Origin of the sequence: Cohnella zeiphila (genome assembly GCF_014212055.1) — a bacterium.
Lineage (GTDB): Bacteria > Bacillota > Bacilli > Paenibacillales > Paenibacillaceae > Cohnella > Cohnella zeiphila.
The window spans coordinates 277,833-291,023 of the sequence record NZ_JACJVO010000032.1 but is presented as its reverse complement, the minus strand read 5'-3'; the positions used below and the strand labels follow the sequence as shown (position 1 = coordinate 291,023).

At 56.5% G+C, this 13,191-nt stretch carries 11 protein-coding genes; 3 read left to right on the top strand and 8 right to left on the bottom strand.

The window, feature by feature from the left end; translation table 11 throughout:
• Nucleotides 1-120 precede the first annotated feature (120 nt).
• From H7C18_RS25320 to H7C18_RS25300, 5 genes are all read right to left on the bottom strand, one after another.
• Nucleotides 121-4,551: an S-layer homology domain-containing protein gene (locus H7C18_RS25320; protein WP_238357945.1), complete on the bottom strand. Its 4,431-nt coding sequence runs from the start codon at nt 4,549-4,551 to the stop codon at nt 121-123.
• 1,599 nt (nt 4,552-6,150) lie between these two features.
• On the bottom strand, nt 6,151-6,678 hold the full coding sequence (locus tag H7C18_RS25315) for a phage tail protein (protein ID WP_185131887.1): 528 nt from the start codon (nt 6,676-6,678) through the stop codon (nt 6,151-6,153).
• A 17-nt stretch (nt 6,679-6,695) separates the two neighbouring features.
• On the bottom strand, nt 6,696-7,193 hold the full coding sequence (locus tag H7C18_RS25310; RefSeq protein ID WP_185131886.1) for a phage tail protein: 498 nt from the start codon (nt 7,191-7,193) through the stop codon (nt 6,696-6,698).
• Nucleotides 7,194-7,219: 26 nt separating this feature from the next.
• Nucleotides 7,220-7,738 carry a phage tail protein gene (locus H7C18_RS25305; protein WP_185131885.1) on the bottom strand — a complete coding sequence of 173 codons (519 nt, stop codon included), beginning with the start codon at nt 7,736-7,738 and terminating at the stop codon, nt 7,220-7,222.
• Between the two features lie 243 nt (nt 7,739-7,981).
• Nucleotides 7,982-8,341, bottom strand: coding sequence for a winged helix-turn-helix transcriptional regulator (locus H7C18_RS25300; RefSeq protein ID WP_185131884.1), 360 nt, complete (start codon nt 8,339-8,341; stop codon nt 7,982-7,984).
• Nucleotides 8,342-8,475: 134 nt separating this feature from the next.
• On the opposite strand from H7C18_RS25300, the gene H7C18_RS25295 reads away from it, so the two are divergent.
• Nucleotides 8,476-9,108: an FMN-dependent NADH-azoreductase gene (locus H7C18_RS25295; RefSeq protein WP_185131883.1), complete on the top strand. Its 633-nt coding sequence runs from the start codon at nt 8,476-8,478 to the stop codon at nt 9,106-9,108.
• Between the two features lie 55 nt (nt 9,109-9,163).
• Here H7C18_RS25295 and H7C18_RS25290 read toward each other — a convergent pair whose 3' ends face one another.
• From H7C18_RS25290 to H7C18_RS25280, 3 genes are all read right to left on the bottom strand, one after another.
• Nucleotides 9,164-10,654 (bottom strand): MDR family MFS transporter, encoded by a 1,491-nt coding sequence (locus tag H7C18_RS25290; protein ID WP_238357956.1) that lies wholly within the window; start codon nt 10,652-10,654, stop codon nt 9,164-9,166.
• Nucleotides 10,655-10,786: 132 nt separating this feature from the next.
• Nucleotides 10,787-11,710 (bottom strand): helix-turn-helix transcriptional regulator, encoded by a 924-nt coding sequence (locus H7C18_RS25285; protein ID WP_185131881.1) that lies wholly within the window; start codon nt 11,708-11,710, stop codon nt 10,787-10,789.
• The gene (locus H7C18_RS25280) at nt 11,707-12,288 is read right to left on the bottom strand and encodes a TetR/AcrR family transcriptional regulator (RefSeq protein ID WP_185131880.1); all 582 of its coding nucleotides are present in this window, start codon (nt 12,286-12,288) and stop codon (nt 11,707-11,709) included. The genes H7C18_RS25285 and H7C18_RS25280 overlap by 4 nt, the downstream gene beginning before the upstream one ends.
• Before the next feature lie 197 nt (nt 12,289-12,485).
• Between H7C18_RS25280 and H7C18_RS25275 the strand changes: the two genes are divergently transcribed.
• A complete protein-coding gene (locus H7C18_RS25275; RefSeq protein ID WP_185131879.1) occupies nt 12,486-12,950 on the top strand; it encodes an SRPBCC family protein in 465 nt (154 codons plus the stop codon).
• Complete coding sequence (locus tag H7C18_RS25270; RefSeq protein WP_185131878.1) at nt 12,947-13,141, top strand: heavy-metal-associated domain-containing protein; 195 nt, start codon at nt 12,947-12,949, stop codon at nt 13,139-13,141. The genes H7C18_RS25275 and H7C18_RS25270 overlap by 4 nt, the downstream gene beginning before the upstream one ends.
• Nucleotides 13,142-13,191: the final 50 nt, after the last annotated feature.

The following is a 13,191-nucleotide window of genomic DNA, read 5'->3' as shown; positions in this document are numbered from 1 at the left end:
TGATTCGTTACGATCGGCTTCTCCTTGATTTTGCCGAAATAGCGCCGTTAGGATTCGTTAGCGCTTGGAGTGTATGCTCTCCTCTCGGCTCGACCGTTCGCCATACGCCTGAGCCGGCCGTTAGATCAGATCGGATTTTTGCAGCAGTCTTTGAATCATGGCGGCGATCTCTGCTCTGGTGATCGAAGCTTGCGGATCGAGCTCATGCCCGTTCCGGCCGGTTACGACGCCGGCTTGCAAGCTTCTCGCCACGTCCTCCTTCGCCCAGGAAGACACCTTCGCTGCGTCCGCGAACGGACGAAGCAGCGTATCCGCGTCTACCTGCCGGAATTGGGCCTGCAGGCCGGTAATGGCCATCGCTTTATCGATGATCGCCATCGCCTGCTCGCGGGTGATCTCCTCCATCGGGTGAAAAAGACCGTCGCCAAAGCCGTTGATCAGCTTGTAATCGTAAGCGGTCTGCACCGCGCCTACATACCATGCCGAGGCGCTTACGTCGGCGAAAGTGGACAGGCCGCTCTCTACTTTCAGCCCCAGCGCCCGCACGATCATCGCCGCGAACTCCGCGCGCGTCATGCTCCGGTCGGGGCTGAACAGCCCGTTGCCCGTGCCGTCTACGATCATGCGCGAGCCCATGTCGTTCACCGCATTCTGGGCCCAATGGTTCTCGACGTCCTGGAATTCGATCGGATGCCAGACGACCGAGTACAAGCTGTTGGTCAAGCTGTTGATGACCGCGTAGTACTTCCCTTCGATCCTCGAGATCTTGGTCGGCACGTGGCGCACGGTTCCGTCCGGATCGATGACGATTCCGGTCGTGATTTTGCCCGGATCGACCCCGTCGGGAATCGCGATCGTCCGCTCCACGTAGGAGTTGAACCGGCTGACTTCGACGGTCTGACCGTTGTACGTTCCTTTGACCGTGAATTCAACCGGAGTGACGACAGGCGTAAAGCCGCCTGCCGAAGCCGCATCCTCGGCCGCCTTCGCCGCTTCCGCTGACGGTGCGGCGATCTGAATCCGGATTTTAATATCTTCCAGGTTCGCCGTCTGCCCGAGTTGGCTGGAGATCGAGTCGACGTTAATTTGATTGGCAGGCAACGAATAGGTTGCTTGCGGCGTCTTGATCTGTACGACCGCTTGCTTCTGCTCCATGTTTTTGACCATTTGGGCCGTGAGCTCGCCGATCACCACATCCGATCCGGAGTTGACCGGGATAGTGACCACGGCGTTATTGCCTTCCGCCGCGAGCTTCTCGTTCAGTTTGTCCGGATCAACGGCGACGGTCGTAACCGTCTGGTTGTTCACGGTTGTCGTCGTCGCTCTGCCTGCGTTCTCTACTTTGCCGTTGACGAGCACGACGACGTCGCTTTGCGAAGTTCCCGAGCCGGCGTTTTGCGTGGGAACGGAAGTACCCGGGTCGGTGACTACAATCGGTTCAACGACGACGTTCGCTATAGCTTGGCCGAAATGCACGACCTTGCCATCCGCGTCCACTTCCGCTACGCCGAACATGTCGCCATTGGATGCGGGAACCACCCTGCTGTCCGGCAGATTGGAGTAACCCGTCAATGCATCGCCAACTTTCGGCACGACGACAGGACCAGAACCGAAGTTGAAATAAACCAGCTTATGTCCGGCGGGCAGCGTCTCTGTCACTTCGAGCTTCGTCTTGCCGTCGTTTGCCGCGCCTCTTGGGTCACTGGATGAAATCGTCAGTCCCACAGCCGAATCTGCCATATAAATTAGAGTCGCTTCGTAACTGGAGGGCGCCGAAGCGGTCGCTGCAAGACGAACTTTTACGCTATGAGCCCCCGATAGATTCGGCGGGTTCGTGCCGTCGTATTTCATGTAGGCTCCGTTATCGACGGAGAACTCCATCGTCGTGTTAAGACCCACAATCAAATTGCTTTCGTCGTCCGCGCTGACAGACGGCACCGACGGACGCCGTGCGATCACAAGGCTTTGCGCCGCGCTGTCCGTCGTCGTCGTGCCGTTGCCGACTTTCACGATGCTCAGCGTCGTGCCCAGCCAGCTGTTGTCAAGGGACAGCTTGCCGCTGACGTCCGCCGTTTGGCTTTCGCCGTTGATCGTGTACGAGGCGCCCGGCGTCAAGCCGATCAGCTCTTCGTTCGCGTAGTCGATGCTCGCCGCGGGCGTCGTCTCCGGCGTCGACGTGGCCGCTGCGATCGTCACGCTCGTTGCCGCCGACGCGAACGCCGATCCCGTCGCCTTCGTCCTCACGTCGTACGTGCCCGGCGCCAATTCCGTCACGCTCGTGCCCGTAATCGCCGTCCACGCGCTCTCGCCGCTTGCCCGATATTCCATCGCGCTCGTGACGCTTCTGATGGAACCGTCGCTCGCACCCACGACCGTCTCGTCCGTCTTGCCGACGCCGGTCGGCGCGCCCGCACGGCTCGGCACCGCCAGCGACTGCGCCTCACTGTCCGTCGTCGTCGTGCCGTTGCCGACTTTCACGATGCTCAGCGTCGTGCCCAGCCAACTGCTGTCAAGGGACAGCTTGCCGCTGACGTCCGCCGTTTGGCTTTCGCCGTTGATCGTGTACGAGGCGCCCGGCGTCAAGCCGATCAGCTCTTCGTTCGCGTAGTCGATGTTCGCCGCGGGCGTCGTCTCCGGCGTCGCCGTGGCCGCTGCGATCGTCACGCTCGTTTCCGCCGACGCGAACGCCGATCCCGTCGCCTTCGTCCTCACGTCGTACGTGCCCGGCGCCAATCCCGTCACGCTCGTGCCCGTAATCGCCGTCCACTCGCTCTCGCCGCTGGCCCGATATTCCATCTCGCTCGTGACGCTTGTGATGAAACCGTCGCTCGCACCCACGGCCGTCTCGTCCGTCTTGCCGACGCCGGTCGGCGCGTCCGCACGGCTCGGTACCGCCAGCGATTGCGCCGCGCTGTCCGTCGTCGTGCCGCTGCCGACTTTCACGATGCTCAGCGTCGTGCCCAGCCAGCTGCTGTCTAGGGCCAGCTCGCCGTTCTCATCCGCCGTTTGGCTCTCGCCGCTCACCGTGTAAGCAGCGCCCGGCGTCAGCCCCGTCAGCTTTTCGTTCGCATAATCGACCGTCGCCGCAGGCTTCGCTTCCGGTGACGTCGTGGCCGCGTCGATCGTCACGCTCGTTTCCGCCGACGCGAACGCCGATCCCGTCGCTTTCGTCCTCACGTCGTACGTGCCCGGCGCCAATTCCGTCACGCTCGTGCCCGTAATCGCCGTCCACTCGCTCTCGCCGCTTGCCCGATATTCCATCGCGCTCGTGACGCTTGTGATGGAACCGTCGCTCGCACCCACGACCGTCTCGTCCGTCTTGCCGACGCCGGTCGGCGCGCCCGCACGGCTCGGCACCGCCAGCGACTGCGCCTCACTGTCCGTCGTCGTCGTGCCGTTGCCGACTTTCACGATGCTCAGCGTCGTGCCCAGCCAACTGCTGTCAAGGGACAGCTTGCCGCTGACGTCCGCCGTTTGGCTCTCGCCGTTGATCGTGTACGAGACGCCCGGCGTCAAGCCGATCAGCTCTTCGCTCGCGTAGTCGATGCTCGCCGCGGGCGTCGTCTCCGGCGTCGCCGTGGCCGCGCCGATCGTCACGCTCGTTGTCGCCGACGCGAACGCCGATCCCGTCGCTTTCGTCCTCACGTCGTACGTGCCCGGCGCCAATTCCGTCACGCTCGTGCCCGTAATCGCCGTCCACGCGCTCTCGCCGCTTGCCCGATATTCCATCGCGCTCGTGACGCTTGTGATGGAACCGTCGCTCGCACCCACGACCGTCTCGTCCGTCTTGCCGACGCCGGTCGGCGCGTCCGCACGGCTCGGCACCGCCAGCGACTGCACCTCACTGTCCGTCGTCGTCGTGCCGTTGCCGACTTTCACGATGCTCAGCGTCGTGCCCAGCCAGCTGCTGTCAAGGGACAGCTCGCCGTTCTCATCCGCCGTTTGGCTTTCGCCGTTGATCGTGTACGAGGCGCCCGGCGTCAAGCCGATCAGCTCTTCATTCGCGTAGTCGATGCTCGCCGCGGGCGTCGTCTCCGGCGTCGCCGTGGCCGCTGCGATCGTCACGCTCGTTGCCGCCGACGCGAACGCCGATCCCGTCGCCTTCGTCCTCACGTCGTACGTGCCCGGCGCCAATTCCGTCACGCTCGTGCCCGTAATCGCCGTCCACGCGCTCTCGCCGCTTGCCCGATATTCCATCGCGCTCGTGACGCTTGTGATGGAGCCGTCGCTCGCACCCACGACCGTCTCGTCCGTCTTGCCGACGCCGGTCGGCGCGCTCGCGCGGCCCGGCACCGCCAGCGACTGCGTCTCACTGTCCGTCGTCGTCGTGCCGTTGCCGACTTTCACGATGCTCAGCGTCGTGCCCAGCCAGCTGTTGTCAAGGGACAGCTTGCCGCTGACGTCCGCCGTTTGGCTTTCGCCGTTGATCGTGTACGAGGCGCCCGGCGTCAAGCCGATCAGCTCTTCGTTCGCGTAGTCGATGCTCGCCGCGGGCGTCGTCTCCGGCGCCGCCGTGGCTTCTTTAATATCCTTGATCTCAAAGTCTTGCAATTCAACATAACCACTAGCCGTAATCGTTACTTGGCTTACATCGTTAACCGAATGATCAAAGTTATTTATAATGGAGTATCCGCTCGAACCATCCTGGGTTACCGGATATTCAGGATCGTAAGCCACTCCCCCGGATGTATAATTTACTTGAATATCATCAACTTGTGAATCAGCAGCGTATTTGAAACTCGATAAATCAAACGTGTAACCGTCCTGCGCCTGAATAGTCAGTGCAACCGAATTGCCGTCTTCGGATATTGCATATAAACCGCCGGGAAAAGTCCCCGCATTAACACCAACATCAACGACTTCAAGATATACAGGTGATTGGAAAGCAATATCGGCGGTTTCGCCGTCTGTCACCGACCTCGTAAGGCTGTAAACCCCTGTATCCGAATCTACTTCAATATTCCCGTTATCCTCCAAGGTCGAAAAACTGACATCGTTAATGTCGGTTACGGTAATGGAAACATCTTGAACCGCGCTTCCGTTGCTATCGGTTGCCGTTATCGCAACCTCATATACGTTATCTCCATTCGCATCCGCAGGCTGTTCATAATTAGGAGCGCCTTTGAAAACCATATCTCCGGTGGCAGGATCAATCGAGAACTTGTCCTGATCGTTCCCGCCGGTGATGGCATAAGTGACGGCTCCGGTGCCTGTTGCTGCTGCCTCGTAAACTGTTCCGGATTGATTCTCGGCAAAATTCGCCGCAGCCGCAGAGGTGAACACAGGCGTGCTGTTCTGCGGCGGTGCGTCCGAGGAATAATCGTTCGAAGTTACGGTAACGCGTCCAACTCCATTGGTGTCCGTAACGTCAACCCCGACTTTTCCCAAAATGCTGGCAGAATAGCTGGTGATGACCAAATCATATTTAGACCCTGCTTCCAGAGGAATCCCGCTAAGCGAAGATCGATAATCTGCGACATCGATGTCATCGTTCGCATAGAGCAAGCCTTCCGTCGGGTCCGCCGGATGAAACGGATAGGAATAAAGAAGCATCACCGTATCGTTGGGATTGTTCCAATCTTCGTCACCATCAACGTACGACGGTAAATTGGTGCGTTCCGAATCGGAAGACACTTCAATCGTATAGTTGCTTGTCGTATCGGGTTCTAAGGTACGGGTAAAAAACGAATAGCTGTCGGTCATTGTCTCTTTTTGATTATTACCATCCAGAACAATGTTGCTAGCTGTTTGTAAATTCGTGTAATCCGTTGGTTCGGGTGAAGCCAAATCAAACGGAAATTTGGGTCTCTTAAAGGAATAATCCGCACTATCGGCCACTAATTCGCCATCTATCTTCTGTGGCGTCGCGGCAGACTCTGCCTCCGTATGACGAGCGAATAAAATGAAATTGCCCATACTGAACATGCTTAAAAAAAGAATAACGGCAAAAAAAGCGCTTAGTCTCTTCAAAAAACAATCCTCCCTTGCAAACAAAATATAGATTCTTCCAACCCCAGCCATATATCGTAATTGAATCTAACTGCTAATTTTCGATTCCAAATCCAAGGAAGCTGTAATTTCTTCAAAACCCTCTTTTAGTCTCGGATAAGAAAATAAATTGGTTCTGCAATAAAGTTTCCTGCACTTCCTTCATGCCTTCAGAGGATAGACACCCTCCAGAGCAATAATAAAATGAAGAGCCACATAAGGCTGCATATTGTTATGAGACTGATTACCTCCAACCGCATTCAAAGCAATTGGGTTCATCGGAACGGATGGCGTTGCCGAATAAGCATCCGGCCCCGGCTTTTTACCCGACCTCGGAGTCGCAGCCCAAACCGCCCCTGTCGGGCTCTCGGAGTCGGCGACCGATTGGGCGTTCGGCGTATGGCTATGGACCGGCATCTGATCCATGGTCAGCGTAGCGGTCGCATCCCCGCCTGCCTTCCCCAGGTTGCGGGGAGTCAATCCGTTGCCGGGTCCCCAGTGAATCGGCACTCGGTTTTGCATATCCGGGAGATTAAACACGGTCTTCCCATCTCCTCCGTATGTCGTCCCGATAATGGTAAATAAGGCTTGATTCCCTACTACGTTCAATTGCTGTCCATTGCAAAGCGCCCATCCGGACGGCGCATAATCGCCCGCGAACAAACGGATTTCACCAATATAAGGATCCATATCGTGTCGTCCTCCTCTTAATTTTTCGGGGGGAAAATTCCTTGAATGGCAATGCAATAATTGATTGTGAGATACGGCTGCATATTGGAATGCGCCTGACTTCCGCCTGCCGTGGCCAGAGCATTGGCAGACATCGTCGTGTTCGACTTGGCGTCATAGGAAGAAATGGTCGAGGAAGTTCCCCACGAGGCGCCGCTCGGACTGGAAGCCGTCGCGTCGGCGCCGGCCGAAGCCTGATGGGTATGGTTCGGCATTTCGTTGATCGTCAGGATATGGCTCTCTTCGCCGCCGGCGGTGCCGACAGCAACGGTCGGACTTGCGACGAACGGAGCGCGGCCTTGCAGATTGGGCAACGCGAAAGTCGTCTTTCCGTCGCCGCCGAAGCGAGTGCCGAGAATCGTATAAAGGGCCTGGTTCTGTGTAATTTGCAGCAGTTGCCCGTTGCACGCCGCCCAGCCGGACGGAATGATCCCGAAAGAGAAGGAACGGATTTCGCCGAGAAAAGGTTCTGCCATCTTTCATTTCCTCCTTAAAGTAAATTTTAGCCTTGCGACGGATACAAACCTTGAGTGGCAATGATAAACGTCACCGGAAAAAAAGGCATCATATTGTCATGCTCCTGGTTGGCGCCTTCGTACGAAACGGCCGCTGCGCTCATCGTCAAGTTCGGAGCCGCTGTCGAATACTCCTTAACCGTGCTCGTAGCCCAGAAGCTGTTGGTGGGGTTCGTGTTCGTGCCTGGCGCCGATTGGGCGTTTACTGTATGCGTATGCGCAGGCAACTGCGCCTCCGTCAGAGTGACCGTCTCCGTTCCGCCCTTCTGGCCAATGGCAAATTTGGTTCCGGACTGCGGGCTCGTCCCGTTGTGGATCGGGACACGTCCGCGAAGATCCGGCAGGGCGAACGTCGTCTTCCCGTCTCCGCCGTATGTACCGCCGAGTATAGAAAATAAAGCCTGGTTTTCGTTGACGCTCAAGATCTGCCCGTTGCAGAATGCCCATCCTTGCGGCGCATAATTGCCGGAAAACATGCGAATCTCTCCAAGATACTGGTCGCTCATTCGGAGATCTCCCTTCTATATTCTTATTTCTTACTTCAACGAGTTTGGCAAATATTGTCGAACTATCATTCATGATACTTGCCCCCGCTTAACAAACACTGAAAAATCACCTACAAAAGTCCCGCAATAAGACCAAAAGACCTATAAAAACGCAAAAAAACCGCTCTCCTTTCGGAGAGCGGGAAGTCGAGAAACCCTGGAGTTCAATCTAGACAATAATACGGACTGGCGTCATATCGAACGCTAGTCCGTTTCTGTTTGTTCATTTTTCGCCTCCTTGAGCCGCTTGCGCTCGACATGGGCCGCTCCCCATTGATGCAAGGATTCCAAAATCGGAGACAGGCTCTTGCCGTATTCCGTGATGGAGTATTCCACTTTCGGCGGGATTTGCGGATAAATGACCCGCTTAACGAGCTCTTCCTCCTCCAATTCGCGCAGATGGAGCGTCAGCATCCTTTGCGTGATATCGGGCAGCAATCTTCTTAGCTCATTGAACCGCAGCGGTTCGCCCTGCAGCAAATGATAAAGGATCATCGGCTTCCATTTGCCGACGATCGAATCCAGCGCCGCAACGAATTGACATTGGACAGGGTTCTTTTGCATTCGTTGGCCTCCGTTACAGTACCTTTTTTCATACTATACCACATTATTGTGCGTACTTCACATTGAATTTTATATACGCTAAGATCAACCTAGAAACTGTATTAAAACCAATTACAGAAGGGAAGTTTTGATTCATGGCAACGGTACTGTACATCACCGCACATCCCCTCGATCCTCAGGATTCTGTTAGCCTCACGGTAGGCAAACAATTTATTGAAGCTTACCGCGAAGCAAATCCAACGGATGAAGTTGTTCATTTGGATCTGTACAAAGAGAATATTCCGCAATTAGATGCTGATGTTTTAAAAGGATGGGGAAAGCTCCGGTCGGGTTCGTCTTTCGATCGACTGACGGATGCGGAGAAATCCAAGGTGGCTCGTCTTGAGGAAATTGTCGATCAATTCGTGGCTGCCGATAAGTATGTATATGTTTCCCCCATGTGGAATTTCTCGATCCCGCCGGTGTTGAAGGCATACACCGATGCAACTTCAATTCCGGGCAAGACCTTCAAAACGACCAAAAGCGGATATGTAGGTCTGCTGTCCGGCAAGAAAGCCTTACACATTCAAGCTAGCGGTTCCGTTTATTCGGAAGGTCCTCTTGCTGCAGTCGAAATGGGATACAGCTATCTGAAAAAGATTTTGCGGTTATATGGGATTCCATCTATGGAGGCCATATTAGTTGAAGGAACGGCATCATCGGAGCACGCTCCGGCTATTAAAGAAAAAGCAATTGCACATGCCAAGGAAGTTGCCAAACGTTTCTAACAGGAGGTTCCCAAAATAAAAAGCCTGTTGAAGTTTCTCAACAGGCTTTTACCATTCAGTGCCCCGCCGAAGCTCCGCCGCTTTCCGCCGAAGCGTCCAGCTTCTGGCTGCCCATGAAGATCGAGGCGAGCAGCGCCAGAACGACGGGAACGAGCGCCCACGCGAACGTGTAGACGATAGAAGAGGACAGCAGCTTCGAGATCGAAGCGAGAATATCCGGCGGAAAAAGGGCGCGGGTGGCCGGCGACAGCAGCGCATGCGGATCGCTCAAGTCGAGTCCGGCGGGAAGCTTGGCCGCATCCGCGGCTCCCGTATCGCCGCCGGCCGGCAGCACCCCGGCCAATCGTCCGGAGAATCGGTCGCTCTGGAGAATGCCGAACGTCGTAATGCCGATCGTCATGCCGAGCGAGCGAAGGAAATTCATCGTCGCGCTGGCCGAACCGCGCTGCCGGTAAGAGAGTCCGTGAATGGCGGCGCTGCTGAGCACCGAGAACGACGCTCCGATGCCGAGCCCGATCAGCACCATGTAGAAGGTGACGATCAGCCGGCTCGAATCGGCCGTCAGCGTCGTGACCAGCGCCGTGCCGACGGCGAACAGCGCCATTGTCGGAACCATAATATTACGGTACGGGATCTTGTTCAAGAAGGCACTGCCCACTGAGGCGGTGATGACCGAAGCCACCATCATCGGCAGCAGCACCAGACCGGAATTGGTGGCCGAGCCTCCCAATACGCCCTGGATGAAGATCGGAATGTAGACGGAAGCGGCGATAAAGGCTGCGCCGCTGAACAGAGCGCATAGAACGCTGGTCGTGTACAGCCGGCTTTTGAACAGAGCGTACGAGATGATAGGTTCCTTCGCCTTGGTCTCCGTGACGAGAAAAGCAGCCAGCAGCACGGCGAAGCCGGCGAACAAACCGAAGCTGGGCGCGGAATTCCAAGCCCATTCCTTGCCGCCGAGCTCCAGCGCGAACATGAGGCAGACGACGGCGCCGAGCAGCGTAAACGCCCCCAGCCAGTCGATCGGCTGCTTGGAGTGCTCATGCGACTCCCGGTAGAAGAAAGCGACCATGACGAAGGCGATGACGCCAAGCGGCAGATTGATATAGAATACCCACTGCCACGCGATATGATCCGTAATGTAGGCGCCGAGCAGCGGGCCGAAGATGCTAGACAGTCCGAAGACGGCGCCGAACAAGCCGCCCATTTTTCCGCGCTGCTCCACCGGAATCGCGTCGAACATAATGGCGAACGCGATCGGCACGAGCGCGCCGCCGCCGATTCCTTGCACCGCCCGGTAGAGGGCAAGCTCCGTGATGGTGTGCGCCGTTCCGCACAGGGCGGAGCCGGCCATGAAGACGATGATGCCGAAGACGAAAAACCGCTTGCGCCCGTACATGTCCGACAGCTTGCCGAAGATCGGCATGCCCGCCATCTCCGCCACCATATAGGCGGACGTGACCCAGACGAATTTATCCATGCCGCCTAGTTCACCGACGATATTGCCCATGGCGGTGGCCACGATCGTATTGTCCATCGACGCCATCAGAATGCCGAGCAGCAGCCCTGCGACCACGATGGGAAGACTCTGTTTGCGAGAATTCAACTTTTGCACGCTCCTCGATTTCTCTTTTTACTCCTAGCATCAGTATAGACAAAAAAGCATGACAACTAGGTGTCATACTTTGGCGTAAAGAGATAATGTTTTTTGCAATTGTTCTCGCAGCTCCTGCCGCAGTTCGGCCGGCTCCAGCACTTCGACCCCGCTGCCGAAGCTTAACAGAATCGGAACGATCCATTTCGCCTCCGGGTAATGGTAGATCCGTGCCTTGACGATCAGCGAGCCGTCGGGGTTGAAGCTTTTATCGAAGCGGTGAAAAAAATCCAGCGCCCGGGCCAGCGAAGCGACCGAGAAATGCAGGACGGCATCGATGTACGGAGCGTCCCGGGGCATCTCGCGCGGCGAATTTGCGGACGAAGGCGGAAGAGGATGCTTGTGGCGGAACGGCTCGGCCGTGGCGGACAGCTCCACCATACGCGGCACCTTGAATTCGCGGTAATCGCTGCGCGTCCGGCAGTAGGCGTACAAATACCAGGCATCGTACCGGTACGTCAGCTTGACCGGCTCCACGACGCGGTCCGTTTTCTCTCCCTTGGCACTGATGTAGACGAACTTCAGTACGCGCGAATCCTTGATCGCGGCGCGCAAAGTCCGCAGCGCTTCCGGATCGGCTCTGCCGATTCCCATCTCCATGGACAGTCCCGGCTTCTCGTGCCGGCCCTGGATCGTCTGCAGCTTGTAGGCCGTCTCCATCGCCTGCTCGTCGCCAAAAACGGCGGACATGCTCTGCAGCACGGAGACCAGCGCTCCGACATCGTGGGCGCCAAGCAAGCTTCTGTCCATCTTGTACTCATCCATGATGCCGAAGCCGCCGTTAACTCCCTGGTAGGAGACGACGGGAATGCCGGCCGCGCAGATCGCCTCGATGTCCCGGTAGATCGTCCGCGGGGAGACGTTGTATCGCTCGGCCAGCGCCGTGGCGGACACCACTTCGTGATTGAGCAGCATGTATACCATGGAGATCAAGCGCTCCAGCTTCATCCGGTTCCTCCTTGCGGCGCCTCCGTGCTTGTCAACCCGCGGGCAATCCAACGGGCCAACAGATTCATCGCTTGATCGAACAAGCCCGGATCGAAATGGCTTCGCTGATCATTAAGCAAGAAGAACAATTGCATAATCGTGATCAGAACTTCGGGGTCGGCCGGAATGACCTTTCCTTCCTTCTGCAAACTCTCGAATGCGGGCGTGAAGTTCCGATATCCGGACCGAACGTGGGCGTTGATGTCGGCTTCGGCAATGGAGAGCATCAATTGGTTCAAGTCGCTTCCCAGAAACAGCCGTTCCAGAAACGGCTCCTCTTTATAGAGATTCATCATCGTGGCGAACGCATTTCGAAAGCTGGTCTCCGTCGAATCGGAATCCGGGTCTCGGACCTGCTCCAAAATCAAGTTTTGCATGTTCAATGCTTCTTTTTCAAAAATAAAGAAGTAAAGCTCTTCCTTGGATGCGAAAAATTTATAGAACGCCGCGGGCGAAATGCCCGCCGCTTCGGTGAGTTGGGCGATATTCGTTTTCTTTAGTCCATACTTGCCGAACAGCCGCTTACCTTCTCGAATCAATTGATTCCGGATGGCTTCTTTCTGGCTTTCCGTAAATCCGCGCGCGATAACAATCCCTCCCCCTACCACTGTAATCGAAGGTCCATTTCAATTCAACATAAAAATAAATGAATATTTTATTTTTATATTTATAATTTTTTTGTATAATCAAAAATGCAACCCGCCGTCAAAGGCTCAATTCGAAAGGAGATGCATCGATGGAACCGACGACCCCGCTTCCCGACATTTGCAAGACCCGCACGCTGGACGATCCGATCCAGAAGGTGTGGGAGGCGATCGCCACAAAGGATGGAATCGCGCTTTGGTTCGTCCCTAACGATTTTCTGCCGCGCCAGGGGCATGAGTTTCATGTGGAGATGGACGAACCTCAGGGCAGGACCGCCTGCAAGGTGACGACCATCCTTCCTCCTGCCCGCTTGGCTTACCGAGTAGGCGAAGATTGGACGTGGTCGTTCGAGTTGAAAGAGCTGGATGGTCGGACGGAGCTAACGTTCCGGTGGTCCGGATGGGATCCAAACAAAGCCACGCCGTTCGGCATGCCGTACCCGACGCTGCACGCTCATTTGGTAGACGGAACGAACGTCCTGATCAAACGCTTGACCCGATCGATCCGCAAGCTGCCGGCCTCGACGCCATCCGAAACAGGGGAGGAATCGCGTTGAAAGAAACGACCTTGCACATTATCGGAATGTCATGCGGCCACTGTATCGAAAAAATCGAGAACGTTTTGAAGGAGTCGGGCGCAGAGGGGGAAGTCAAGCTCGGACGCGCAACCTTCCGATATGACGAGAATCGAGTATCGTTGGAGGAAGTGAAGGCCGCAATCGAAGATCTGGGATACGATATCGCTTAGATCGGTAACGAGGCCGCTCCCCAGGTCCCGTCGACCCGGCGGAACGGCCC